The sequence below is a fragment of the Janthinobacterium woesei genome, assembly GCF_051380875.1.
In the GTDB taxonomy this organism is placed as follows: domain Bacteria; phylum Pseudomonadota; class Gammaproteobacteria; order Burkholderiales; family Burkholderiaceae_D; genus Janthinobacterium.
Window position 1 is genome coordinate 61,168 of record NZ_JBNYXW010000009.1, and the last position, 24,118, is coordinate 85,285.

The following is a 24,118-nucleotide window of genomic DNA, read 5'->3' on the forward strand; positions in this document are numbered from 1 at the left end:
TAAAAACAAATGCCGCAAACTAAAACGGATTCGGTCAAGGAGTTTGACTTCACCGGCAAGGACTTCGAGCGGGTCCGTACCATGATTTACAAGCGGGCCGGCATCGCGCTGGCCGAGAGCAAGCAGGAAATGGTGTACAGCCGCCTGGCGCGGCGCCTGCGCGCGACCGGCATTTCCTCGTTCGTCCGCTATCTGGACGACCTGGAAGCGGGCCGCATGGGTGACGAGTGGGAAGCGTTTACGAATGCGTTGACGACCAATCTGACGTCGTTCTTCCGCGAGGCGCATCACTTCCCGCTGCTGGCCGAGCATGTGAAAAAACGCAGCGGGCCGATCACCATCTGGTGCTCGGCCAGTTCCACCGGCGAGGAGCCGTATTCGATCGCCATGACGGTGTGCGAGGCGTTCAATACCTTGAGCCCACCGGTGACCATCATCGCCACGGATATCGACACGAATGTGCTGGCCACGGCCGCCAATGGCGTCTACAACCTGGACCGGCTCGACAAGATGCCGGCCGACCGCGCGCGGCGCTTCTTCTTGCGCGGCAAGGGTGACCGCGAGGGGCAGGTTCGGGTGCGCCCGGAACTGCGCCAGTTGATCACCTTCAAGCCGCTCAACCTGCTGGCCGACAGTTGGCCCCTGGCAGGACAGTTTGACGTCATCTTCTGCCGTAACGTGATGATTTATTTTGACAAGGCGACCCAGCGCAAGATCCTGACGCGCTTTGTGCCGTTGATGAAACCCGATGCCCTGCTGTTCGCCGGCCATTCGGAGAATTTTCTGTACGTGTCGGATTCATTGAAGCTGCGCGGTAAAACAGTCTATGAGCTCGACCAGCCGCGGGGCAATGCACCCAAGGCATCGCTGCATCGTACATGAGAGTGAAATATGAGCCTGCAAACCAAAGAGCAATTTGCCACTAACGTCTATTACGACAGGACGTTCAATTGTGATGCCGCCAAGATCCTGCCCGGTGAGTATTATTTCACCAACAAGGACATGTTGATCGTCACCGTGCTGGGCTCCTGCGTATCGGCCTGCATCCGCGATCGCGTGACTGGCCTGGGCGGCATGAATCACTTCATGCTGCCCGATGGCGGCAGCGATCCAAACAGCCCGATCTCGGCCTCGATGCGCTATGGCACTTATGCCATGGAGATCTTGATCAACGACCTGCTGAAAGCTGGCGCGCGGCGCGAAAACATGGAAGCCAAAGTGTTCGGCGGCGGCGCCGTGCTGCGCGGCTTCACGGCGATCAATGTGGGGGAACGCAATGCGGCCTTCGTCATCAATTACCTGAAGGCGGAAAAAATGCGCGTGGTGGCCGAAGACCTGAATGACATCCATCCGCGCAAGGTGTATTTCTTCCCCCGCAGCGGCAAGGTGCTGGTGAAAAAGCTGATGCAGACGCATAACGACACGCTGGTACGCCGCGAACTCGATTACGCAAGCCGTCTCAAAGTGGCGCCGGTTGGCGGCGAGATCGAGCTGTTTTAAACAAGAATATGGGCCGGCAGGCCCAAAGGAAAATATATGAAGATCAAAGTATTGATCGTGGATGATTCGGCGCTGATCCGCAGCGTCATGACGGAAATCGTCAACAGCCAGCCCGACATGGAAGTGGTGGGCGCGGCGCCCGATCCGCTGGTGGCGCGCGAGATGATCAAGCAAACCAATCCCGATGTGCTGACCCTGGACGTCGAGATGCCGAAGATGGATGGCCTGGACTTTCTGGAAAAGCTGATGCGCCTGCGCCCGATGCCGGTGCTGATGGTGTCTTCCCTGACCGAGCGTGGTTCGGAAATCACCATGCGCGCGCTGGAACTGGGCGCCGTCGATTTCGTCACCAAGCCGAAGATTTCGATCCAGAGCGGCATGCGCGAGTACACCGACATGATCGCCGACAAGATCCGCGCTGCCTCCAAGGCGCGTATCCGCGCGCGCACCCTGCCATCGGCCAGCGACAAGACGGCCGCACCGCTGCCCGCCCTGCGCAGTCCTTTGACGTCGAGCGAAAAGCTGATCATCGTGGGCGCCTCCACGGGCGGTACCGAGGCGATTCGCGAATTCCTCATGCAAATGCCGTCCGATTGCCCCGGCATCCTGATCACCCAGCACATGCCTGAAGGATTTACGCGCTCGTTTGCGCGCCGCCTCGATTCGCTGTGCAAGATCTCGGTGCAGGAGGCGGCGGGCGGCGAGCGCGTGCTGCCAGGCCACGCGTATATCGCGCCCGGCCATTCGCACCTGACCCTGACGCGCAGTGGCGCCAACTACATGACGAAAATCGACCAGGGCGAACCGGTCAACCGCCACCGTCCGTCGGTGGACGTGCTGTTCCGCTCGGCCGCGCAATCGGCCGGCAAGAATGCCGTCGGCGTGATCCTGACCGGCATGGGCAAGGATGGCGCGCAAGGCATGCTGGAGATGAAGGCGGCAGGAGCGTATAATTTTGCACAGGATGAAGCCAGTTGCGTCGTGTTCGGCATGCCGCGCGAGGCGATCGCCATCGGAGCCACGCATGAGGTCGGCGCCCTGACGGCGCTGCCTGGCATGGTGCTGGGACACCTGGCGGCACATGGCATGCGTGCTTTGCGCGTGTAAGCCACGTTTTACGTGACTGGAAGCAAGTTTTTTCGCCTAAAAGCAACGAAAATGCTATCCTATAACTTGCTGCCGTAGTGTCGACCATAATGTCGGCATTCATGTCGATATTATTAACAAACCGCTACAGAAACAACGGAGTTATTCATGGCTGATCCAAAGATGAAATTTTTAGTCGTTGACGATTTTTCGACGATGCGCCGCATTGTCCGGAATCTGTTGAAGGAACTGGGTTATGCCAACGTCGACGAGGCGGAAGACGGCGTGATGGGCCTGGCCAAGCTGCGCGCGGAATCCTACGATTTCGTCGTCTCGGACTGGAACATGCCGAACATGGATGGCCTGACGATGCTGCAGCATATTCGCGCCGATCCGGCACTGGCCAAGCTGCCCGTGCTGATGGTCACCGCTGAGGCGAAGAAAGAGAATATCATCGCCGCCGCGCAAGCTGGCGCCAGCGGCTATGTCGTCAAGCCGTTCACGGCTGCGACCCTCGATGAAAAGCTGAACAAGATTTTCGAGAAGCTGGAAAAAGCCGGCGCCTGATCCCGGCTGATATGGATCAAGAAAAAACGCTACCAGTGCAAACTGGCAGCGTTTTTTTTCGTCATCTACTTTTGCTTTTGCCTCAGGCCACCGCGTGGAACGAGCGTAAATCGTCAGCCAACTTTGCCAGCATGTGCGAACAGGTCTACGATTTCGGCATGCATGTGCAGCACGGTGAGCAGTATTACGGGCAGCCATTGCGGCAGATCAACTGATTTCCATCAATTGCGCAACGGAATTAAATATTTCCGTAAGTTAACTTTACACGTCAAATAATTTGGCCCATGATCGCTGCACTATTCCACCTCTGTCCCCGACCCCGACAAGAAGGAGCGCAGCATGCGCCGAGCACCCGTATTATTTTTCGCCTTGAGCACGGCCTTGCTGGCAGCTTGCGGCGTGAGCATTGAGCAAACCACTGTTGCGCCTGCCATCGTGGAGGTGCTGCCGTCCGAGGCGCAGGAGCCGGCCGCGCAACCGGCAGCCGATGGCGCTGGCCGGCATGCCTACCTGCACCGCGTGGGCGGGCGCGACTATGTCAGCCTGAGCCAGAGTGGCGCGCACGGCGGCCTGCCGCTGCTGAAGGGCGCGCAGCGCAATGCGCGCGCCATCCGTTTGCTGGCAGCCGACCCGGCCCAGGCACGGGCCATGCTGCGCAGCCTGAAGCTGCCGGCAAATCAGCGCAAGCTGTGGGCGGGAGAGGAAATCGTGCTCGATGCGGCCAGCTATGACATGCTGCAGGCGGCGCGCGGCATGGGTAAGCCGCTCTTTGCCGAGCTCAGGTTGGCGCGCCTGGAGAAATAAGGAAAGCAGGAAGCCGGAAACGGGACCGAATGGCCCCGGCGAGGTGTGGCTTAAATTTCCAGATTGTCGATCAGGCGCGTCTGCCCCAGCTTGGTGGCGGCCAGCACCACCAGCGGTTCGCCGGCGGCCAGCTCGGCGGCGCTCGGCGCTTGCAGGTTGGCGCGTTTGCGCACGGCAATGTAATCGCACTTCCAGCCGCGGCCGTTCAGCAGCTGCATCGCCGCCTGTTCCAGTTCATCCACGGCCAGGTTGCCCTTGCGCACTTCTTCGGCCACGAAATTGAGCCCCTTGTACAGTTCCGGCGCTTCCGCGCGTTCGCTTTCCGACAGGTACATATTGCGCGAGGACAAGGCCAGGCCATCGTCGGCGCGGTAGGTTTCGGCAGCGATGATTTCCGTCGGCAGCGCGAACTGGCGCGCCATGTTGCGGATGATCATCAACTGCTGGTAATCCTTCTTGCCGAACACGGCCACACGCGGGCCCACGCACGAGAACAGCTTGGTGACGACGGTGCACACGCCTTCGAAGAAACCGGGGCGAAATTCGCCCTCCAGAGTATTGCCCAGGTCATCGGGCGGGCGTACGCGGTATTCCTGCGGCTCCGGGTAGAGTTCCTTTTCCGTCGGTGCGAACAGCACGTAGACGCCTTCTTTTTCCAGCTTGGCGATATCGGCTGCCATGGTGCGCGGATATTTTTCAAAATCCTCGTTCGGGCCGAACTGCAGGCGGTTGACGAAGATCGAGGCGACGACGGGGTCGCCATGCTTGCGTGCCAGACGCATCAGCGACAGATGGCCTTCGTGCAGATTGCCCATGGTAGGCACAAACGCCGTGCGCAGCTGTCCGCTGAGCTGGTCGCGCAGTTCTTCGATGTCGGAAATGATTTTCATTGATTGCTTTCGCTAAAACCCCGGTTTCGCTAGCCGGTGACAAAGTGAGGGATGATGTCAGGCGGGCGAATAGGCCAGCCGGACGTAGATGGGCGCAAACGGTTCGGCTTGCGTGATTTCGATCAGGGTTTCCTTGGCCAGTTCCAACAGGGCCACGAAGTTGACCACGACCACGGGCACGCCGCCGGCAATGTCGAACAGATCGCCAAATTCGACGAAGCGCGACGTCTGCAAATGGCGCAGGATGCTCGACATGTGCTCGCGCACGGAAAGTTCCTGGCGGCTGATGCGGTGATGCTGGGTCAGCTTGGCGCGCTTGAGCACATCGAGCCACGCCTGCTGCAAGTCCACCGGCTCGACGTCGGGCCAGGTGGGCGTCAGGCTTTGCTCGATGAAGATTTGCGTGCGCACGAAATCGCGCTCGAACTGGGGAATGGTGTTCAGGTCGTAGGCGGCCAGCTTGATCTGTTCGTACTCGAGCAGGCGCCGCACCAGTGCGGCCCGCGGATCGCCGCCATCTTCCTCGACGTCGCTTTTGCGTGACGGCAAAAGCATGCGCGATTTGATCTCGATCAACATGGCCGCCATCAACAGATACTCGGCGGCCAGTTCCAGGTTGCGCACGCGGATCTGGTCGACATATTTCAGATATTGCAGGGTCACCTGCGCCATCGGGATATCGAGAATGTTGAAGTTTTGCTTGCGGATCAGGTAGAGCAGCAAGTCGAGCGGACCTTCGAAGGCTTCGAGGAAGATTTCCAGCGCGTCCGGCGGAATGTACAAGTCCGTCGGCATGCGCAGCATGGGCTCGCCATACAGGCGGGCAATGCCCAGCGGGTCGGCGGCGGGCGCCGCGTCCTTGGTCGCCGGTGTCGATGCTGCAGGGTCGCCGCTGCCGTCGCCGCTAGCGACGGGTTCGGGCGACGCCATGACTGCGTCTATGCCAGTAGCGTCGGCTTCCGGCGTGACTGCAGACTCTTCAGGCAACATCGTGCCGGTTCCAGGTCTTAGTTCTTGTTCTGGTAAACGTAAGCCTGTTGCTTGATGGCCGATGACAGCTGGCGTTCCTGCTCATCCATGCTGACGGGCGGCTTGTCCCACAGCAGGGCGCGGCCCGCTTGCTGGCCCGCTTCCATGCCAGGATTCTTGGCTTTGAGTTCGGCGATGAACAAGGTGTGGTCGGAGACGTAGTTGTTGTGTTTTGCAGGCAGTTTCATATTCTCTTCTGAGTATCTTTAAGTAAGGTCAGCCGGCCGTATTTTACCGCGCCGGGTGCGCTGGCGGGTTGTTGTATGGGCAAGCCAGGGGCGAAAGTGCTAAAAATCAATAACGCAGCAGGCGCCGCATCACCATCGGCGCCGGTTCGGCGGGGTTGGCGTGCGAGTATTCCAATTCCTCGGCCAGGTCGAATTCGAAGGCCGCATAAAAATCGATCAGCTTGCGCTGGTCGCGCCGCACGGCCAGGCGCAATTCCTCGGCCTGGCACGACAGGCCGTGATGAATGATGGCTTCGAGCAAATGCTGCGAGACGTGGCTGCCCCGATACGCGGGCAGCACGCCCATGCGCGAAATCTTCCAGATGGCGGGGTCGCTGTCGAGCGGCATCCAGCGCAGCGAGCCGGCTGGCACATCGTCGATCAGCAGCAGGAAACCGCCGCCGTGGCGCAGCTGTGCTTCCACCTGCTGCGCCGTTTCGTGGTGCCCGCTCGATGAAGCGGCAACCTTGCCGGCCCACGCAGCGCGGGTCAGCTCGGCAATTAGTTGTGCATCGGCAATATTTGCTTCGCGCACCACGATATTCATCATCGGTCCTTGTGGGGGCTTAGCGGATGCGCATGCCAGGTTCGGCGCCTGGCCACGGGTTCAGGATGTAGATGCCAGGATTCGCTTTCTCGTCGGCGCTTGACGCTGCCATGACCATGCCTTCGGAAATGCCGAACTTCATCTTGCGCGGCGCCAGGTTGGCCACCAGCACCGTCAGCTTGCCGATCAGCTCTTCCGGCTGGTAGGCCGAGCGGATGCCCGAAAACACATTGCGCAAGCGGCCTTCGCCCGCGTCGAGCGTCAGGCGCAGCAGTTTATCGGAGCCATCGACCAGTTCGCAGTTGACGATTTTGGCGATGCGCAGGTCGACCTTGAGGAAATCGTCGATCTTGATCTCCGGTGCCAGGTCTTCGATAGCCGCTGCCGCTGGGGCGGCGGCGTCATTCGCGGCGTCGGCGGCTGGCGCCACAATGGCTGCTGCGGCCGCTTGCGGCGCGTCAAACAGCGCTTCGATCATTTTCGCATCCATGCGCGTCATCAGGTGGCTGTAGGCGCCGATGGTGCGGCCCAGCATGCTGTTCGAGACGGCGTCGCCGAACACCTGCGTGTCGGCCCAGCTAAATTGCGCGTCGTTGAGGAACGAGGCCACGTTCTTTGCCACGCCCGGCAATACCGGCGACAGCAAAATCGTCAGTTGGCGGAACAAGATCAGTGCCGTGGTACACACGTCATGCAGTTCTGCCGTCTTGTCCGCGTCCTTGGCCAGGATCCACGGCTTGTTTTCGTCGACATACTGGTTGGTGATGTCGGCGATTTCCATGATTTCGCGCAAGGCCTTGCCGAATTCGCGGTTTTCAAAGTGCTGGGCGATGCTGGCCTGGCGCTCGACGACGACGCCATTGACATCATGCGTGAGGGCACGGTTGATCCAGCTTTGCGCGCTGTCCGACAGGACTGGCGCCAGTTTGCCGTCGAAACGCTTGGCGATGAAGCCGGCGCAGCGGCTGGCGATATTCACATACTTGCCGATCAGGTCGCTGTTCACGCGGGCCACGAAGTCGTCGCCGTTGAAGTCCAGGTCTTCCACTTTCGAATTGAGCTTGAAGGCGATGTAGTAGCGCAGCCATTCCGGGTTCATGCCCAGGTCCAGGTAGCGCAGCGGCGAGATGCCGGTGCCGCGCGACTTCGACATTTTTTCGTTGTTGACCGTCAGGAAGCCGTGCACATTGACTTTCAGTTTGTCGATCACCGGGTGGCTGGCAAATTTCAGCATGGCTGGCCAGAACAGCAGGTGGAACGAGACGATGTCCTTGCCGATGAAGTGAATTTGTTCCGTGGCAGGATCATTCAGCAAGGCGTCGAAATCAATGCCTTTCTTGTCGCAATAGTTTTTCAGGCTGGCCAGGTAGCCGACCGGCGCGTCCATCCACACATAGAAGAACTTGCCCGGCGCATCGGGAATCGGGATGCCAAAATACGGTGCGTCGCGCGAGATATCCCAGTCAGCCAGCTTTTCGCCCGCCTCGCCCAGCCATTCGCTGACCTTGTTGACCATTTCCGGCTGCAAGCGGCCCGGCGTGTTGAGCCAATCCTTGAGGAATGTGAAGCAGCGCGGGTCGGACAGCTTGAAGAAATACTGTTCCGACGGCTTCATCACGGGCGTCGCGTTGGTAAACACCGAGAATGGATTGACCAGGTCAGTTGGCTGGTAGGCGGCACCGCACACTTCGCAGTTGTCGCCGTACTGGTTCTTGGCGCCGCATTTCGGGCATTCGCCCTTGATGTTGCGGTCCGCCAGGAACATGCCCTTGACCGGGTCGAAGAAGCGGTCGACGGTTTTCGTGACGATCAGGCCCGTATCGCGCAGTTTGCGGTAGATCGATTGCGACATGTCGACGTTTTCCGGGGAATCGGTCGAATACCAGTTATCAAAGGCGATATGGAAACCGTCCAGGTACTGGGCGCGGCCGGCGGCGATATTGGCGACGAATTGCTGCGGCGTGATACCTTCCTTTTCGGCGGCGATCATGATGGGTGTGCCATGCGTATCGTCGGCGCCCACAAAGTGCACTTCACGTCCGGCTGCGCCATCACGTTGCATTCGCTGGAACCGGACCCAGATATCGGCCTGGATGTATTCCATGATATGGCCAATGTGAAAAGCGGCGTTTGCGTAAGGCAGGGCAGTGGTGACGAACAGCTTGCGAGTCATGATTGATGCACTTTTGGGATGGATAATAGGGCATTTTAACAGCGGAAACGCAATATGAGCAGATGCGGCACCGGCAAGTGGCGCTTTTGTCACCATCGCGGCAGGCATTTTTACGCTAGACTGCGCGTATTGCATATGTAGGTACATACGGAGATTGTCATGAGCATCACAGTAGAAGACGTTAAAGCCGTACTGGCGCAGGTTATTGATCCCAATACACATAAAGATTTCGTTTCCAGTAAAACCGTCAAGAATCTGAAGGTCGATGGCGCTGACATTTCGCTCGACATCGAACTGGGCTATCCGGCGAAAAGCCAGATCGACCTGATCCGCAAGTCTGTGCTGGCCGCGCTGCGCGTGCTGCCAGGCGTGGGCAACGTCAGCGTCGGCGTGTCCTCGAAAATCATTTCGCACACGGTGCAGCGCGGCTTGAAGCCGATGAGCAACGTGAAAAACATCATCGCCGTCGCATCCGGCAAGGGCGGCGTGGGCAAATCGACCACGGCCGTCAACCTGGCCCTGGCCCTGGCTGCCGAAGGCGCCACGGTGGGCATGCTGGACGCCGATATTTATGGCCCGTCGCAGCCGATGATGCTGGGCATCAGCGGTCAGCCGAAGACGCTCGACGGCAAAAGCATGGAGCCGATGGAGAACCACGGCCTGCAAGTGTCGTCGATCGGCTTCATGATCGATCCGGACGAGCCGATGGTGTGGCGCGGCCCGATGGTCACGCAAGCGCTGCAGCAGTTGCTGGACCAGACCAATTGGCGCGACCTCGACTACCTGATCGTCGACATGCCGCCAGGTACGGGTGATATTCAACTGACCCTGTCGCAAAAAGTGCCGGTCACGGGCGCCGTGATTGTCACTACGCCGCAGGACATCGCGCTGCTGGACGCGCGCAAGGGCTTGAAAATGTTCGAGAAAGTCGGCATTCCTATCCTCGGCGTGGTGGAAAATATGAGCACGCATATCTGCTCGAACTGCGGCCATGCGGAAGAAATCTTCGGCGCCGGCGGCGGCGCGAAGATGTGCGCGGACTTTGGCGTGGAATTCCTCGGCGCCTTGCCGCTGACCATGGCCATCCGCCAGCAAACGGATTCGGGCACGCCTACCGTGGTCGCCGAGCCGGACGGCCCCGTCGCCGCGATCTACAAGCAGATCGCCCGCACCATCGCGATTAAAGTGGCAGAAAAGGCGAAGGACATGACGAGCAAGTTCCCCAGCATCGTCATTAAGAACGACTAGCGCTTGATCTTGGCAGCTGCTTGGCGCCATTGCAAGCAGGCATATGGCTTCATGCTGGCTTCATGCAGTCCGTGTGTGATGTAAAGCAGATTTTCCAGGCACAGTGCCGGGCGCCAGCGATGGCCCCCGGCACTGTTTTTTTCAGCCCGTCTTTTTTGGCCAGATGCGTGGTGGTGCCTGTGGCGATGCCCATGCCTGTGCCGATTGCTTGTTTCATCTGTTTTCCTGCTCTGGCATTGCCTGTGTCGAGCAGTTTGTCGTTGTTTAGCTTGGCAGAAGAGCAATGCGAGAGGAACTTTTCTTTGGATGTAAGACTGGCTCGCTTCTTGTCATCATTGCGTCATATAGTCTGCGTATGCTGCGCGGTGGCCTAACTTTTGATGAGCGGATATGACGAACAATTTCTCCCTTTCCCGGCACCTGGCGCATGCGCTGTTGCTGGTGTCGAGCGTGGCGGCGTGCCAGGCGCATGCGGCCAAGGCCGCTCCTGCTATTCCTGCTGGCGTGGCGCAGCCGAAGCTGGTGGTGGTGCTGGTCGTCGATGGCTTGCCGCAGGAACAGGTGACGCGCTACCGCGACCAGTTCGGCCAGGGCGGTTTCCGCCGGCTGCTCGAGCAGGGCGCGTGGTTCAGCGATGCGCACCAGGCGCATGGCATCACGGTGACGGCTATCGGCCACTCGGCTGTGCTGTCGGGCGCCTATCCCTACCAGCATGGCGTGATCGGCAATAACTGGATCGACCCGGTCACGAAAAAGTCCGTGTACTGCACCGAAGATGGCAATTTCCACTACATTGGCGAAGAAACGCAGCCCGACGACGGCACGGCGCCGACCAAGCTGCGCGTGAGCACCCTGGGCGATGAACTTCGCTATGCCACGGGCGACAAGGCCAAGGTCATCACCGTCTCCGGCAAGGACCGCGGCGCCATCTTGCTGGCAGGTAAAACGGGCACGGCCTACATGTACATGGAAAAGACGGGCAACTTCGCCAGCAGCACCTACTATATGCAGCAGCATCCGCAATGGGTGCAGCGCTACCAGGCGGCCAAGCCGCAGGACCGCTACTACGGCAAGAGCTGGACGCCGCTGCTGATGGATGCCGCCTACGCCAGCGACGCGCGCGACGACATCGTGCCGGCCAAGCCGGGCACGCGCAATACCTTCCCGTTCGCCTACTACAGCGACAGCGGCAAGCTCGATGGCGAGTACTACAGCCGTTTGAAGTCCGGTCCCTTTCTCGATGAACTGACGCTGGAATTTGCCCGCGCCGCCATCGATGGCGAGCAGCTAGGCCGCAACCCGGCCGGCGTGCCCGACATCCTGGGCGTGAGCCTGTCCGCGCACGATTACGTGAATCACGCCTACGGCCCGGAAAGCAAGATGTCGCACGACCATCTGCAGCGCCTGGACCGCATGCTGGCCAGCTTCTTTGCCGATCTGGATAAAAAAGTCGGCATGGATAAGGTGCTGGTGGTGCTGACGGCCGACCATGGTTTTGCCAATGTGCCGGAATTTACGCAGGCGCGCGGTATCTCCGCCAAGCGCATCGATGGCGCAAAACTGGTCGATGCTTTGAGCCAGCACCTGGCGGCAAGCCTGGGCATCGACAAGCTGGTGACGACGTCGTCGCTGCCCAACATCTACCTCGATTACGCGCTGGCGGAAAAGAGCGGCATCGAGCGTACCGCCCTGGAAGACGCTGCGGCGCGCTTCCTGCTGCAGCAGGACGGCTTGGCGCAGGTCTACACGCGCACGCAGATGGAAACAGGGGCGGTGGCCACGCGCATGGACACGCTGATGCGCCGCGCCTGGAACCGCCAGTTGTCGGGCGACCTGATGCTGGTGACGAAACCGGCCTGGTATTTTGGCAAGGGCATCGGCGGCACCTCGCACGGCTCGCCATACACGTATGACACCAACGTGCCGCTGATGGTGTTTGGGCCGCGCTGGATCAAGCCGGGTGCCTATGGCCAGTACGCGGAAGTGGTCGACATCGCGCCGACACTGGCCCACCTGCTGCGCGTGCGCCAGCCATCGGCCTCGGAAGGGCGCGTGCTGACGGAAGCGGTGCGCTAATATTGTTCAGGCTTACAGCAGCCAGTCTATCGGCAGCACCGACAGGATCGCCACGCCCATGCGCTGCCAGACGCTGGTGCCCGGTTCCGTGTCGTAGCGCGTGATCGTGCCATTGGCATTGCGGGCGATCCAGTAGAGAGAACCGTCGGGCGCCAGCAAGACCTGGTAGGCGCGCTGCGGTATCGTGCTGCGCATAGCCTGGCCTAGCTGGCTGGCCAGCGCCGGGCTGTCGATGACGAGCCCCATCTCCGTGTTCAACTCGATGGAGCGTGGGTCGAAATTGAACGAGCCGACGAAGATGCGCTGATCGTCGACGGAAAACGTCTTTGCATGCAGGCTCGATGCGGAACTGCCGAAGCGGCCAGGCTGTTCGCGCGCGTCGCCTACTTCCCACGAGCGGCGCGATTCATATAGCAGTACGCCTGCTTCGAGCAGCGGCTTGCGCCACTTCGCATAGCCCGCATGCACGGCCGCCACGTCGGTCGCTTCGAGCGCATTCGTCAGGATGCGCACGCCCACGCCCTTGTGCGCCAGGTCGGCAAAGGCCTTGGTGCCCGCTTTGCCGGGCACGAAATACGGCGAAATCAGGTCCACCTCTTTTTTCGGCACGCCCAGCAGGTTTTTCAGGTTTTCCGCCACGCCCGTGCCAGGCCTGGCCTTGTCCAGCACCTTGGCCGGGTCGTCACTGACCATGCGTGTTTTTGCCCATTCGAACGGCAGGGTGCGTTCCATCATTTGCCTGACGAAGGGCGAGGTGCGCAAGGCCTGCATGTATTCCTCGGCGGCCTTGGTGTCGTCGATGCGGTCCGCTTCGGCGGCGATGGTGGCTGCGTCGCCGGCGACGGGTTTGGTCAGCAGCAGCTGCGCCGGGTAGGCCGAGGCGCTGTTCCAGTAGCGGTCGAATTGCTGGGAGACGTCGTCGACGACGGGGCCGATGGCCAAGACGTCGAGATCGGAAAATAGCACTTCGCCTGCTGCGCCAAAGTATTCGTCGCCCACATTGCGTCCACCAACGATGGTGGCCTGGTTATCGGCCGTGAAGGATTTGTTGTGCATGCGCCGGTTGACGCGCGAGAAATCAGTCATGAAAGCCAGCGCGCGCGGCGAACGGGGCACGAGGGGATTGAACAAGCGGATGTCGATATTTTTTTGCTTGCCCAGCATCGCCAAGGTCTGGTCCAGGCCCGAGGTGTTGTTATCGTCGAGCAGCAGGCGCACGCGCACGCCCCGTTCGGCTGCCTGGCGCAGGGCGTCGAACAGCAGTGTGCCGGTGATGTCTTTATGCCAGATGTAGTACTGCACGTCCAGGCTGCGCTGGGCGGCTGCTGCCAGCAGCGCGCGTGCGGCAAACGCATCGCGGCCATCGGCCAGCGGATAGATGCCGGAGACGCCGGGATGCTGCGCTGCCAACGGCGCGAGGGCTTCGCCCAGCTGGGTGTGCTTTGTCTCGGTGATGACGGTCGAGGCGATGCGGCCCTCCAGCGAGGGTAGCGCGGCGCAGCCGGCGAGGAGGGCGGACAGTAGCAGGGGCCGCAGCGCCATGGCGATGCGGCGGCAGGTGAGGGTGGTGGCGGGCATGGCAGGCTTTCATCGAGTTGCCCCGATGTTAGCAGATGCGCATGCCCGCACGCGGGCGCGTATTTGAAACTGCTTAGAACTGTTCCAGCGCGATCAGTTCGGCCACCGTCTGGCGGCGGCGGATCAGGCGCGATTGGTCTGCATCGACCAGATATTCCGCCGCATGCGGACGGCTATTGTAGTTCGACGACATCGACGCGCCATACGCACCCGCACCCTCGAAGACCACAAAGTCGCCCACCTGCGCTTCGGGTAGCAAACGCGTTTCCACCACGCCGCCGTCGCGCTGGGTGAACACATCGCCCGACTCGCACAGTGGGCCGCCGACCACGGTGGCGCGCTGCACCTCCAGTGCACGGCCATCGTGCGCGATGACCGACATGGCGTGGTAGCTGCCGTACATGGCGGGACGCATCAGTTCACTGAATCCCGTGTCGAGCAAGGTGAAATGGTTGCCGCCCATTTGCTTGGTGGCGCGCACTTCGGCCACCAGCAGGCCGGAATCGGCCACCAGGAAGCGGCCCGGTTCGATTTCCATGTGCACCGGGTGGCCCAGGTGCGCCTCGATCTGCTTGCGCGCAGCATCCCACAGCTGGAAGTAGTGGTCCGTGTCGACGGGCTGCTCGCCATCGCGATAGGGCACGGACAAGCCGCCGCCCGTGGAAAAGGCTTCGATGTCGTGGCCCATGTTCTTGACCAAGTCGACCATGGTGCCGCAGACGGTTTCCAGGTGGCTGTAGTCGACGCCCGAACCGATATGCATGTGCAGGCCCACCAGGTGCAGGCCGTGTGCGCGGATGACGGCCAATGCCTCTTGCAGTTCTTCGTGCCAGATACCGTGCTTGCTGTTTTCGCCGCCCGTATTGGTCTTGTTGCTGTGGCCATGGCCAAAGCCCGGATTGATGCGCAGCCAGACGCGGTGGCCCGGCGAGACAGGACCCAGCTGGCGCAGCATGTCGACAGAACCGCAATTGACTTCGATCTTCGCATCCACCACGCGCGCCAGGGTGGCGCGGTCGAACAGGTCGCAGGTAAATACCAGGCCGGCGGCGCCATTCGTTTGCGCTGGCGTAAAGCCTGCTTGCAGCGCGCGCTCGATCTCGCCCAGCGAGACGGCGTCCACGTGCACGCCCGCTTCGCGCATCAGGGTGAGCAAATGCAGGTTGGAATTGGCTTTTTGCGCGAAGCGCACGGTGTCAAACTGCGCCAGCTGGGCGATGCGTGCGCGGATGGTGGCCGCGTCGTAGACCCATAATGGCGTGCCGTACTGCTGGGCGAGTTGGGCGAGGGTCTGGTCGGGGACGGGTTTCATCGTGTGCTTTCGTGAGAGGGATGGAATGGCCTCATCATCGGCGTTTATGCAGCAAACATAAAATATCCATTTAAGCTGACCTTATTCATTTATGATATACCATGACTATCTCATTGCGCCATATCGAAGTCTTTCGCGCCATCATGACGACGGGCAGCGTGACGGCCGCCGCCGCCATGCTGCACACTTCGCAGCCCACCGTCAGCCGCGAGCTGGCGCGCCTGGAGCACTTGACGGGTTTGACCCTGTTCGAGCGTGAGCGGGGGCGGCTGCGCCCGACGGCCCAGGCGCTGCAGCTGTTCGAAGAAGTGCAGCGCGCCTATTTTGGCCTGGAGCGCATCGTCAGCACGGCCACCGCCTTGCGCCAGTTCGACCAGGGGCAGCTGTCGATCGCCTGCCTGCCTGTGTTTTCGCAGTCGCTGCTGCCGCAGGCCTGTAAATTGTTTGTCGCCGACTTTCCCAACGTGAGCATCAGCATCACGCCGCAGGAGTCGCCGCTGCTCGAAGAGTGGCTGTCGGCGCAGCGCCATGACATCGGGCTGACGGAAGTGGGCAGTGCGCCGCCGGGCACCGTGTTTGACGTGCTGATGTCGGTCGATGAGGTGTGCGTGCTGCCCGATGGCCATCGGCTGGCGGCGAAAGCCGTGCTGGAGCCGGTCGATTTTGTGGGCCAGCCTTTCATCAGCCTGGCCGCCGTCGACCCGTACCGGCAGCAGATCGATGCCATTTTTGCGCAAGCAGGCGTGGAGCGGCGCATGGCGCTCGATACGCACAGCGCCGCCTCCGTGTGTGCCATGGTGCGCGAAGGCGTCGGGCTGGCTATCGTCAACCCGCTCACGGCCCTCGATTTTGCGGGGCAGGGCTTGCAGATCCGGCGTTTCAGCGTGTCGCTGCCGTTTACCGTGAATCTGGTCAGGCCTTTGCATCGCCCCCTGTCGCAGCTGGTGGCCCTGTTCGAGCGCGCACTGCATGCGCAGGCGGACGAGGTAAAACGGCGCTTGCAGGTATTGTAAAAGCAAACCCTTCAAGGGCCGGGGTTTGCCTTGGGGGTTTGCTTAGGTAGTAAAATGGTGTTTTCTTAATTTAAGCCTGATTACTTCGATGACCACAGCTTCCGCCACTCCCGTCCGTACCCGTTTTGCTCCCAGCCCGACCGGCTATCTTCACCTGGGCGGCGCCCGCACCGCTTTGTACAGCTGGGCTTTTGCCCGTCACTTCGGCGGCACCTTCGTGCTGCGCATCGAAGACACGGATGTGGAACGATCGACGCCGGAAGCCGTGCAAGCCATCATCGAAGGCATGCAATGGCTGGGCCTGGACCACGACGAAGGCCCGTTTTATCAGATGGCCCGCATGGGCCGCTACCGCGAAGTCGTGGCGCAGATGCTCGCTGTTGGTACTGCCTACCATTGCTACTCCTCGCCAGATGAAGTCGAAGCGATGCGCGAGCGCATGCGCGCCGCCGGCGAGAAGCCACGCTACGACGGCACCTGGCGTCCGGAGCCGGGCAAGACCCTGCCGGCCATCCCCGCCGAGCGCAAGCCCGTCGTGCGCTTCAAGAATCCGCTCGATGGCGACGTCACCTGGATTGACGTCGTCAAGGGCGCCATCACGATTTCGAACCGCGAGCTCGATGACCTGGTGATCGCCCGTCCGGACGGTACGCCGACGTATAACTTCTGCGTCGCCGTCGATGACTGGGACATGGGTATCACGCACGTGCTGCGCGGCGATGATCACGTCAACAATACGCCGCGCCAGATCAACATCCTGCGCGCCATCGGCGCACCGCTGCCGCTGTACGGCCACCTGCCGATGATCCTCGGTTCGGATGGCCAGAAGATGTCCAAGCGCCGCGATGCCGTCAGCGTCATGGATTACCCGGCGCAGGGCTTCCTGCCGGAGTCGATGCTGAACTACCTGGCGCGCCTGGGCTGGAGTCACGGCGACGATGAAGTGTTTTCGGTGGAGCAGTTCTGCGAGTGGTTCAACCTCGACCACCTGACCAAGTCGGCCGCGCAGTTCGACCTGGAAAAGCTCAAGTGGCTCAATAACCAGTACATCAAGCAGGCCGACAACACCCGCCTGGCTGACCTGGCCAGAGCGCAAATGCTGGAGGCGGGCGCCGTCTTCGAAGGCGCGCCGGACTTGGCGCTGGTGCTGGGCATGATGAAAGAGCGCGCCAACACGGTCAATGAACTGGCGGCCGCCTCGATGCTGTTCTTCCGCGAGCCGCAACCGGAAGCGGCCTTGGTCGAGCAGCACATCACGGACGCGATCAAGCCTGTGCTGGCGCAATTCGCCGAGCGCATCGCCACGGTGGAGTGGAGCAAGGAAGCCGTCGCCGCCATGATCAAGGAAGTGCTGGCGGCGAACACCATCAAGATGCCGCTGCTGGCCATGCCTTTGCGTTTGATCTTGACGGGCCAGTTGCAGACGCCTGCCATCGATCAGGTGGTGGTGGTTTTCGGCCGCGAGAGCGTGCTGGCGCGCCTGGCAAAGTGGCTGTAATCATCAACGCTGAATAGCTTGGTAAATAGGGTGCAGAAGATTCCCCCTATGAAAAGTTGCGTATCGCCGCAAAAGGGTATTTGCAGAGTGAAACTTCTTTGCTATACTCTTGTTTCTGCACCAACGGGGGTATAGCTCAGCTGGGAGAGCGCTTGCATGGCATGCAAGAGGTCAGCGGTTCGATCCCGCTTACCTCCACCAGCAACAAGATCGCAGTCAGGTTTTGTTAGTCGTTGAAGTGGTGCAGTTGTAGCACGGAAGTTCCGCGGTCCCCATCGTCTAGAGGCCTAGGACATCACCCTTTCACGGTGAGTACAGGGGTTCGAATCCCCTTGGGGACGCCAGGTTTTGTGTTAAAGTAGTGGCAGTTGTTTGTACTGATTGTTGTAAGTTCAGCTCGGTGAAAACTGGTTCTGAATGGAAAGCAAGTAGTGGAACAAAAGTCGCCAAGTGCGGCTTTTATTATTTCTGCGCCCGGGGGGTATAGCTCAGCTGGGAGAGCGCTTGCATGGCATGCAAGAGGTCAGCGGTTCGATCCCGCTTACCTCCACCAACAGTGCAGAAGTAAAGTAGCAAACTGTAGTTTCCAGGTCCCCATCGTCTAGAGGCCTAGGACATCACCCTTTCACGGTGAGTACAGGGGTTCGAATCCCCTTGGGGACGCCAGTTCAGTCTGGTGTTTGTAGTAAAGAAGTAGCAGTGTTTCTGCGCCCGGGGGGTATAGCTCAGCTGGGAGAGCGCTTGCATGGCATGCAAGAGGTCAGCGGTTCGATCCCGCTTACCTCCACCAACAGCGCAGAAATCACGAGATAAATTAAAGTCGCCTTGGGCGGCTTTTTTTGTTGCGCTAATGGTTTCTTCTCCCTAGGGAGGTTTGGCTGAGCTGTTAGCGCGCTTGCATGGCATGCAAGAGGTCAGCGGTTAGCTCCCGCCAACCTCCACCAATAGCGCAGAAATCACGATATAAATTAAAGTCGCCTTTGAGCGACTTTTTTTACGTCCACGAATTATTCGCCATATCGCTCTGGGAGTGTGGTTAAGCTCCTGGCGCGCTTGCGCGGCTTGCAAGAGTCAAGCGCCTATCGCTGCAAAGCTGTTGACGAGGCGGTTGCCCATGCCAGGCATTAAAAAAGCTGGCTTTTAGCGCACCTTCCACCTTCCATTTCTGTGTCGTGTCGACGCCTCGTTACCCGTGCGGCTCCAGGTCTGGATAGTGTCTTAATATGGGGCGAAAAAGATGCTCGTCACATGCTGCCATCATTGGTCCCATGTGCGTGTCAAACGCTTTGCGGTCGGACTCAGGTGTTATTTCCTGGATCTTGTGAATGATCACGTTCAGCTGAGCACTTAGCTTAAGTGCTTCTTGCATTAATTCGGCAGCAATTTTCTTTTCCATGGAGTTACCTTGCTTAATATTTATCAGGGCAAGCGTATTTGTGCGGCTCAGTGCTTGTGCTGTTTTTTGGTCATTTTGCAACTGGGTCAGTATGCGTCAATGAAACACAGGAAAGAGCGCAAATTGTCACGCGCATGAGCATGAGCATGGGCATGAGCAAGGGCTGGAGCGGCCTCTGTAAGGTGTCGCCTGGGTGTCTGGGCGGCGGCTTGGCTGCTGCCAGCTGCATCGGCACTGCGGAAATTTGCGATAGCGGGCGAGCGTCGCGGCGTCGTTGGCGCCTCGGTGGATGGATGGGTGCCCCGGTCTGTCAGCTATTGCGGTAACTTGCCGTCGCCAGCAGTGTCATGGGGCGGGGCGGTGAAATAAGATGGAAAATAAGAGGGGTAGCAGTTGATTTCGTGAATCGCTTCGTGTTAAACTTCGCGCACGCTTTTTTGAGGGGCTAAGCAAGGCCTTCAGCGAAGAGTCCGCTGAGAGTAAAGCCAGCACAGGTCCCCATCGTCTAGAGGCCTAGGACATCACCCTTTCACGGTGAGTACAGGGGTTCGAATCCCCTTGGGGACGCCAGGATTTTTAGTTGCAAAGTAATGCTGCAGTGCTGAATGGGCCTGACAAGTCAGGCTTTTTTTGTTTCTGCAACATTGCTGTAGTGCCGGGTCAGGATGCGCAGTCGGGCATTCAGGACAGATTTCTGTCCCCATCGTCTAGAGGCCTAGGACATCACCCTTTCACGGTGAGTACAGGGGTTCGAATCCCCTTGGGGACGCCAGATTCGCAAGTAGTAAAACAAGGTCGGGATGCAGAACAGCGCATCCTGGACAGATTTTCTGTCCCCATCGTCTAGAGGCCTAGGACATCACCCTTTCACGGTGAGTACAGGGGTTCGAATCCCCTTGGGGACGCCAGACCGGCTGCATCAGCCAACAAAAAGCCGCCTGGTAACAGCGCGGCTTTTTTGTTATTGGCCGGCGATCAATTTTGCTCATCTTTTCACGCTCACCTCATGCCGCTACCTAACGACCGCCCTCCATCTCTGGCTATCTTCTGCAAAGTTGTCGATAACTACGGCGATATCGGCATTTGCTGGCGTCTGGCGCGTCAGTTGCACGGCGAGCACGGCGTGGCTGTCACCTTGTGGGTGGATGAGTTGCCCAGTTTCAAGCGCATCTGCCCGGGCATCGACGTGTCTGCCGAAGTGCAGCAGGCGTCCGGCGTCACGGTGCGCCACTGGCGCGACCAGGACGGCGTGTTCGCGCCCGCTGATATCGCCGACATCGTCATCGAGTTTTTTGCCTGCGACATTCCGCCCGGCTACATTGCCGCCATGGCGCAATGTGCGCCGCACCCCGCCTGGTTGAACCTGGAGGGTTTGACGGCCGAAGAGTGGGTCGAGGGTTGCCATGCGCTGCCATCGCCGCGCCACGGCATGACCAAGCATTTCTTCTTCCCGGGTTTCACGCGTAAAACGGGCGGCTTGCTGCGCGAGGCGGCGCTCGATGAGAAGCGGTTGGCCTTCCAGGCCGACGCAGTTGCCATGGCGGCGTTCCTGGGGCGATTCGGCGTGACGCCAGCAGAAGTTTCTGCATTGAAAGTGTCGCTGTTCTGCTATCCATCGGCCCCTGTTGCCGAGTTGTTCGCCGCCTGGCAGCAGGTTAGTGAGCCGGTGGTATGTTTGGTGCCGGAAGGAGTCGCGTTCGATGCCGTTCAAGGATTTATCGGCGATGATGCAGCGGTGGCAGGTGCATCGCGCACGCGCGGTGCGCTCACCTTGCGGGTGCTGCCTTTCGTGCCGCAAGACGATTACGACCGCCTGCTATGGGCCTGCGACATAAACCTGGTGCGCGGCGAGGATTCATTCGTGCGCGCACAGTGGGCGGGTAAGCCATTCCTCTGGCATATTTATTTGCAGGATGAAAACTTGCATCACGTCAAGCTGCGTGCCTTTCTGCAGCGCTATGCGTTTGACGCGGATGGCGTGATTGATAGCCTGCTGCAGGCGGCGCTGGCCTGGAATGGTGCCGATGCGGACGCCTTGCCCTGGACGGCGCTGTGGCCCGCATTGCAAGCCGATATGCGCCGAATCAGCGCGCGCGCGCAGGATTGGCGGCAGCAGATGCATGCGCATGGCGATCTGGCAAGTAACTTGCTGGCGTTTGCCAGCGAGACGAGATAGGCGCTTGCCAAAAATTAAGGTAAAATGCCCGGTTATTTCTAACGTATTTTTAACCGATCAAACGCAAGCTTGCGGCGCTGATGGCACCCAGGCGGCAGATGGTCTTCATGCAACCCACTTTTTACGTACATTCCTATGAAACCCGCAAAAGAAATTCGTGTTGGCAATATCATCATGGTCGACAGCAAACCAATGATCGTGTTGCGTTCTGATGTCAACGGTTCGAGCCGCACGGGCTTCACCTACAAATGGAAGATGAAAAATCTTCTGACGAACACTCCGATGGAAAACGTGTTCCGCGGCGACGACAAGTTCGACGTTGTTGTTCTGGACAAAAAGCCAGTGACCTACTCGTACTTCGCTGACCCGCTGTTCGTTTTCATGGACACCGAGTACAACCAGTATGAAATCGAAGAAGAAAACCTGGGCGATGCACTGCATTACCTGAAGGATGGCATGGAATGCGAAGCCATTTTCTACGACGGCAAAGCCATCTCCGTTGAACTGCCTACGACCATCGCCCGTCAAGTGGTGTACTCGGAGCCTGCAGTCAAGGGCAACACGTCGGGCAACGTCCTGAAAGAAGCCAAGATCGAAAACGCCATCGACGCACACCGCCACATCGTGCAAGTGCCGTTGTTCGTTGCGCAAGACGACGTCATCGAAATCGACACCCGTACCAACGAATACAAGCGTGTCGTACGCAACTAAAAGATCGCCACACTGCGCTGCACGCAAGGCCCGGCAAACGCCGGACTGGCTTGCCCCAGTTGTTGATCATCAAGAAACGCTGCCTTCGGGCAGCGTTTTTTTGCTTAAAAAATAATTACCTTTAACAACAATTGAGTTGCAAGGGCTGCTATGCTATGGCTAGCGCATTGTTGCGTTAGACACATTGAAGTTCCCTGGAGGTGCCATGCAGCGCCGTCAATGTCAGGCAAAAGCGCATATATGAGCAGGCGACATTACACCGGCGCACGTCGGCATTGCCATCGAGAATGACATTTTCTTTCCTTTTAGCCATTTTTGATATCTTATGCTTGCAACTTTGCTGCTGAGTGCGGCCGTGACTGCCGCGACCACTTCTTTTGATGTCACGCACCTGTCCGGCAGCTGGTCTGATAGCTTCAATACCAACAGCGTTTGCGATCAGGCGCGGCATTTTACGCGCATGCAGCTGTCTGATGATCATTCACGTTTGGCAATCTTCAATGACCGAATCTGGAAAAGCAAGCTGGGCGAAACCAACCGCTTTGCCGCGACGGTGGTGGCAGAAACGGAACGCAGCCTGACGTTGCGCTATGACAATGAAACCCGCCAGAATGCGCATGGCAAACTGGTGGAATGGCAACTGATCATCGTCGCGCCCGGGGTGTACCGCTGGCGCGAGACGGATTGGCCAGAAGGCAAGGTCAACGGCCAGGTGGGCATCCGCTGTTCGCCTTGATGCAGCACCAGGACAGGCATGCCATTGCGCCCTGCTGTTCACTTCATTTTGTTGCTTTTAGGAGATGTCATGCCCCTGCGTTTATTGCTGTGCATGAGTGCCGCCGTGATGCTTTCCACCATGCCGGCCCAGGCGCGCAGGCCCAGCTTGTCGCTCATTGAGCAGGCGCAAAGTTGTGACGGCAATTCGACTTGCCCGTATTTCCCCGAAGTCTACCAGGCTGACTACGCCTTTCGCAGCGCCTTCAACGTGGCGCTCAAAAAGGCCGGCCTGAAGCGGCAGCGCTGGGTGCCGAACGGCGTGACGACGCCATTCAAGCCCGTCGAGATCGACGGCAAGGCGCGCCTGCTGAGCAGCGTCTGCGAACCGCACAATTGCGGCCACCACTACACCATCCTGTACGATCCGGCCGACCGCCGCATGACTGGCGTGTATGTCGGCAGCGATGGCAAGGGCGGCGCGCGTACGGTCTACTTCGGCGATCCCAGCATCGCCGAAGCCGACATGCTGAGCAAGAACTGATTGCTGGGCACAGCGGATGCGCACGCCCTGTACGCCCGTTTTGGCTTCGCCCCATTGGATGCGCCTGAAAAATACATGCGCCGGCCGGTGCGATAAAAATTATCTGGCCTGCGGGCCGCCGTTTACTCGGCGGCGCGCCATTCGCTCAGGTAGTGCTGCGGCGTGCGCCCCAGAATGCGGCGGAACATGGCGCTGAAGGCGCTGGGGCTGGCGTAGCCGAGCGCATAAGCGATGGCGGCCACGCCTTCGCCCCGGTCCAGGCGGCAAAATGCTTCGGCCAGGTGGACTTGCTGCAGCCATTGCCGGTAATGCAAGCCGGTTTCCTTCGGGAACAAACGGATCAGGGTGCGCGCGCTGGCGCCCACATCGTGGGCCCAGTCTTCGATGCTGCGCCGGCTGCCGGGCGCGTCCATGATGGCCGAGCAGACCGCCACTAGGCGCCGGTCGCGTGGCCAGGGGATGGCGATGGGCACGGTATCGGCGCCCGTCAGTTCCGACAGGATCAAATGTGCCAGCCAGTCGCCGCGTCCGGCCAGCGCATATTCGACGGGCTCGGCCAGCAAGGCCAGGATCAGTTCGCGCAGCAGCCGGCTCACTTCCAGCACCTTGCAATCGAGACCGAAAATGGCGGCGACCCCGGCTTCAATGTACACGGTGCGCATGCTCAGTTCGCTCAGGATGTGCACTTCATGCAGGATGCCCACGGGGATGAGCAGGGCGCGCCGGGGCGGCAGCATCCACACCCCATGCTCGGTGGTGACGCGCATCACGCCCTCTGTGGCATACAGCAATTGGGCGCGGACATGGCTGTGCGGCGGTGTGATGTTGCCCGCCTGATATTGCTTGGACATGGCCGTCACGGGGCGCGGCACGTGCTGGTAGTCATGCGCATTGGTGCTGCGGCTGAAGGGCATGCCGTCCGGGTCGGCCAGGGCAGGATGGTTGCTATGCATGTGCTGGTTGCTGAGTTCGTCACCGAGTTGTCACTTACGCGACGATTATTGGAAGTTGGCAGTTCAGTGCCCATAC

General features: G+C 59.8%; 25 protein-coding genes and 9 tRNA genes. 23 read left to right on the forward strand and 11 right to left on the reverse strand.

The genetic code is table 11. From position 1 onward, the window contains the following. Nucleotides 1-9 precede the first annotated feature (9 nt). The 6 genes from ACQ4W6_RS11905 (at nucleotide 10) to ACQ4W6_RS11930 (ending at nucleotide 3,957) form a co-directional block, all read left to right on the forward strand. Entirely contained in the window at nucleotides 10-882 is an 873-nt protein-coding gene (locus ACQ4W6_RS11905; protein WP_436567408.1) for a CheR family methyltransferase, read from the forward strand. A gap of 9 nt (nucleotides 883-891) precedes the next feature. Beyond that, complete coding sequence (gene cheD / locus ACQ4W6_RS11910) at nucleotides 892-1,500, forward strand: chemoreceptor glutamine deamidase CheD (RefSeq protein WP_436567409.1); 609 nt, start codon at nucleotides 892-894, stop codon at nucleotides 1,498-1,500. Between the two features lie 36 nt (nucleotides 1,501-1,536). Then, complete coding sequence (locus ACQ4W6_RS11915) at nucleotides 1,537-2,607, forward strand: protein-glutamate methylesterase/protein-glutamine glutaminase (RefSeq protein ID WP_436567410.1); 1,071 nt, start codon at nucleotides 1,537-1,539, stop codon at nucleotides 2,605-2,607. A 147-nt stretch (nucleotides 2,608-2,754) separates the two neighbouring features. Then, complete coding sequence (gene cheY, locus ACQ4W6_RS11920; protein ID WP_010396677.1) at nucleotides 2,755-3,153, forward strand: chemotaxis response regulator CheY; 399 nt, start codon at nucleotides 2,755-2,757, stop codon at nucleotides 3,151-3,153. A gap of 11 nt (nucleotides 3,154-3,164) precedes the next feature. Next, nucleotides 3,165-3,368, forward strand: coding sequence for a hypothetical protein (locus ACQ4W6_RS11925; protein WP_436567411.1), 204 nt, complete (start codon nucleotides 3,165-3,167; stop codon nucleotides 3,366-3,368). Between the two features lie 124 nt (nucleotides 3,369-3,492). Further along, nucleotides 3,493-3,957 carry a hypothetical protein gene (locus tag ACQ4W6_RS11930; protein ID WP_436567412.1) on the forward strand — a complete coding sequence of 155 codons (465 nt, stop codon included), beginning with the start codon at nucleotides 3,493-3,495 and terminating at the stop codon, nucleotides 3,955-3,957. Between the two features lie 50 nt (nucleotides 3,958-4,007). Here the strand turns inward: ACQ4W6_RS11930 and panC are convergent, their stop codons facing one another. The 5 genes from panC to metG all read right to left on the reverse strand — a co-directional run bounded on the left by panC (nucleotide 4,008) and on the right by metG (nucleotide 8,823). Next, complete coding sequence (gene panC / locus ACQ4W6_RS11935; RefSeq protein ID WP_436567413.1) at nucleotides 4,008-4,847, reverse strand: pantoate--beta-alanine ligase; 840 nt, start codon at nucleotides 4,845-4,847, stop codon at nucleotides 4,008-4,010. 57 nt (nucleotides 4,848-4,904) lie between these two features. After that, entirely contained in the window at nucleotides 4,905-5,837 is a 933-nt protein-coding gene (locus tag ACQ4W6_RS11940) for a segregation and condensation protein A (RefSeq protein ID WP_436567414.1), read from the reverse strand. A 17-nt stretch (nucleotides 5,838-5,854) separates the two neighbouring features. After that, on the reverse strand, nucleotides 5,855-6,064 hold the full coding sequence (locus tag ACQ4W6_RS11945) for a DUF3460 family protein (RefSeq protein ID WP_436567415.1): 210 nt from the start codon (nucleotides 6,062-6,064) through the stop codon (nucleotides 5,855-5,857). A gap of 106 nt (nucleotides 6,065-6,170) precedes the next feature. After that, a complete protein-coding gene (locus ACQ4W6_RS11950) occupies nucleotides 6,171-6,650 on the reverse strand; it encodes a GNAT family N-acetyltransferase (RefSeq protein ID WP_436567567.1) in 480 nt (159 codons plus the stop codon). A 19-nt stretch (nucleotides 6,651-6,669) separates the two neighbouring features. Next, nucleotides 6,670-8,823 carry a methionine--tRNA ligase gene (gene metG / locus ACQ4W6_RS11955; RefSeq protein WP_436567416.1) on the reverse strand — a complete coding sequence of 718 codons (2,154 nt, stop codon included), beginning with the start codon at nucleotides 8,821-8,823 and terminating at the stop codon, nucleotides 6,670-6,672. Nucleotides 8,824-8,982: 159 nt separating this feature from the next. On the opposite strand from metG, the gene apbC reads away from it, so the two are divergent. After that, nucleotides 8,983-10,071: an iron-sulfur cluster carrier protein ApbC gene (apbC, locus tag ACQ4W6_RS11960; RefSeq protein WP_436567417.1), complete on the forward strand. Its 1,089-nt coding sequence runs from the start codon at nucleotides 8,983-8,985 to the stop codon at nucleotides 10,069-10,071. A 49-nt stretch (nucleotides 10,072-10,120) separates the two neighbouring features. Here the strand turns inward: apbC and ACQ4W6_RS11965 are convergent, their stop codons facing one another. Then, nucleotides 10,121-10,288 carry a hypothetical protein gene (locus tag ACQ4W6_RS11965; RefSeq protein WP_436567418.1) on the reverse strand — a complete coding sequence of 56 codons (168 nt, stop codon included), beginning with the start codon at nucleotides 10,286-10,288 and terminating at the stop codon, nucleotides 10,121-10,123. A 173-nt stretch (nucleotides 10,289-10,461) separates the two neighbouring features. Here ACQ4W6_RS11965 and ACQ4W6_RS11970 point away from each other — a divergent pair, with 173 nt between their 5' ends. Continuing rightward, nucleotides 10,462-12,147, forward strand: a complete 1,686-nt coding sequence (locus tag ACQ4W6_RS11970) for an alkaline phosphatase family protein (protein ID WP_436567419.1) — start codon at nucleotides 10,462-10,464, stop codon at nucleotides 12,145-12,147. 12 nt (nucleotides 12,148-12,159) lie between these two features. Here ACQ4W6_RS11970 and ACQ4W6_RS11975 read toward each other — a convergent pair whose 3' ends face one another. Both ACQ4W6_RS11975 and lysA read right to left on the reverse strand, forming a co-directional pair. Then, on the reverse strand, nucleotides 12,160-13,725 hold the full coding sequence (locus ACQ4W6_RS11975; RefSeq protein ID WP_436567420.1) for a phospholipase D family protein: 1,566 nt from the start codon (nucleotides 13,723-13,725) through the stop codon (nucleotides 12,160-12,162). 73 nt (nucleotides 13,726-13,798) lie between these two features. Continuing rightward, a complete protein-coding gene (gene lysA, locus ACQ4W6_RS11980; RefSeq protein WP_436567421.1) occupies nucleotides 13,799-15,037 on the reverse strand; it encodes a diaminopimelate decarboxylase in 1,239 nt (412 codons plus the stop codon). Nucleotides 15,038-15,138: 101 nt separating this feature from the next. Here lysA and ACQ4W6_RS11985 point away from each other — a divergent pair, with 101 nt between their 5' ends. The 8 genes from ACQ4W6_RS11985 (at nucleotide 15,139) to ACQ4W6_RS12020 (ending at nucleotide 18,492) form a co-directional block, all read left to right on the forward strand. Beyond that, nucleotides 15,139-16,050: a LysR family transcriptional regulator gene (locus ACQ4W6_RS11985; protein WP_436567422.1), complete on the forward strand. Its 912-nt coding sequence runs from the start codon at nucleotides 15,139-15,141 to the stop codon at nucleotides 16,048-16,050. Nucleotides 16,051-16,138: 88 nt separating this feature from the next. After that, entirely contained in the window at nucleotides 16,139-17,548 is a 1,410-nt protein-coding gene (gene gltX / locus ACQ4W6_RS11990) for a glutamate--tRNA ligase (protein ID WP_436567423.1), read from the forward strand. 125 nt (nucleotides 17,549-17,673) lie between these two features. Further along, a tRNA-Ala gene (locus tag ACQ4W6_RS11995) sits at nucleotides 17,674-17,749 on the forward strand. Between the two features lie 67 nt (nucleotides 17,750-17,816). Continuing rightward, nucleotides 17,817-17,892: transfer RNA gene (locus tag ACQ4W6_RS12000), tRNA-Glu, on the forward strand. A 133-nt stretch (nucleotides 17,893-18,025) separates the two neighbouring features. Beyond that, a tRNA-Ala gene (locus tag ACQ4W6_RS12005) sits at nucleotides 18,026-18,101 on the forward strand. Between the two features lie 37 nt (nucleotides 18,102-18,138). Beyond that, a tRNA-Glu gene (locus tag ACQ4W6_RS12010) sits at nucleotides 18,139-18,214 on the forward strand. Between the two features lie 48 nt (nucleotides 18,215-18,262). Further along, nucleotides 18,263-18,338: transfer RNA gene (locus ACQ4W6_RS12015), tRNA-Ala, on the forward strand. 78 nt (nucleotides 18,339-18,416) lie between these two features. Beyond that, nucleotides 18,417-18,492 (forward strand) — tRNA-Ala (locus ACQ4W6_RS12020). Between the two features lie 242 nt (nucleotides 18,493-18,734). On the opposite strand, the gene ACQ4W6_RS12025 is transcribed toward ACQ4W6_RS12020, so the two are convergent. Then, a complete protein-coding gene (locus tag ACQ4W6_RS12025) occupies nucleotides 18,735-18,944 on the reverse strand; it encodes a hypothetical protein (RefSeq protein WP_436567424.1) in 210 nt (69 codons plus the stop codon). Between the two features lie 494 nt (nucleotides 18,945-19,438). On the opposite strand from ACQ4W6_RS12025, the gene ACQ4W6_RS12030 reads away from it, so the two are divergent. From ACQ4W6_RS12030 to ACQ4W6_RS12050, 5 genes are all read left to right on the forward strand, one after another. After that, nucleotides 19,439-19,514, forward strand: a tRNA-Glu gene (locus ACQ4W6_RS12030). Nucleotides 19,515-19,640: 126 nt separating this feature from the next. After that, a tRNA-Glu gene (locus ACQ4W6_RS12035) sits at nucleotides 19,641-19,716 on the forward strand. 60 nt (nucleotides 19,717-19,776) lie between these two features. Further along, nucleotides 19,777-19,852: transfer RNA gene (locus ACQ4W6_RS12040), tRNA-Glu, on the forward strand. Between the two features lie 98 nt (nucleotides 19,853-19,950). Beyond that, the gene (earP, locus tag ACQ4W6_RS12045; RefSeq protein WP_436567425.1) at nucleotides 19,951-21,120 is read left to right on the forward strand and encodes an elongation factor P maturation arginine rhamnosyltransferase EarP; all 1,170 of its coding nucleotides are present in this window, start codon (nucleotides 19,951-19,953) and stop codon (nucleotides 21,118-21,120) included. Nucleotides 21,121-21,255: 135 nt separating this feature from the next. Beyond that, nucleotides 21,256-21,831 carry an elongation factor P gene (locus tag ACQ4W6_RS12050; protein WP_100876390.1) on the forward strand — a complete coding sequence of 192 codons (576 nt, stop codon included), beginning with the start codon at nucleotides 21,256-21,258 and terminating at the stop codon, nucleotides 21,829-21,831. 175 nt (nucleotides 21,832-22,006) lie between these two features. On the opposite strand, the gene ACQ4W6_RS12055 is transcribed toward ACQ4W6_RS12050, so the two are convergent. Continuing rightward, on the reverse strand, nucleotides 22,007-22,282 hold the full coding sequence (locus ACQ4W6_RS12055; protein ID WP_436567426.1) for a hypothetical protein: 276 nt from the start codon (nucleotides 22,280-22,282) through the stop codon (nucleotides 22,007-22,009). A 36-nt stretch (nucleotides 22,283-22,318) separates the two neighbouring features. Here ACQ4W6_RS12055 and ACQ4W6_RS12060 point away from each other — a divergent pair, with 36 nt between their 5' ends. Together ACQ4W6_RS12060 and ACQ4W6_RS12065 are read left to right on the forward strand one after the other, a co-directional pair. Next, nucleotides 22,319-22,567, forward strand: a complete 249-nt coding sequence (locus tag ACQ4W6_RS12060; RefSeq protein WP_436567427.1) for a hypothetical protein — start codon at nucleotides 22,319-22,321, stop codon at nucleotides 22,565-22,567. 69 nt (nucleotides 22,568-22,636) lie between these two features. Next, nucleotides 22,637-23,089, forward strand: coding sequence for an Ivy family c-type lysozyme inhibitor (locus ACQ4W6_RS12065; protein ID WP_436567428.1), 453 nt, complete (start codon nucleotides 22,637-22,639; stop codon nucleotides 23,087-23,089). A gap of 122 nt (nucleotides 23,090-23,211) precedes the next feature. On the opposite strand, the gene ACQ4W6_RS12070 is transcribed toward ACQ4W6_RS12065, so the two are convergent. Next, complete coding sequence (locus ACQ4W6_RS12070) at nucleotides 23,212-24,042, reverse strand: AraC family transcriptional regulator (RefSeq protein ID WP_436567429.1); 831 nt, start codon at nucleotides 24,040-24,042, stop codon at nucleotides 23,212-23,214. Nucleotides 24,043-24,118: the final 76 nt, after the last annotated feature.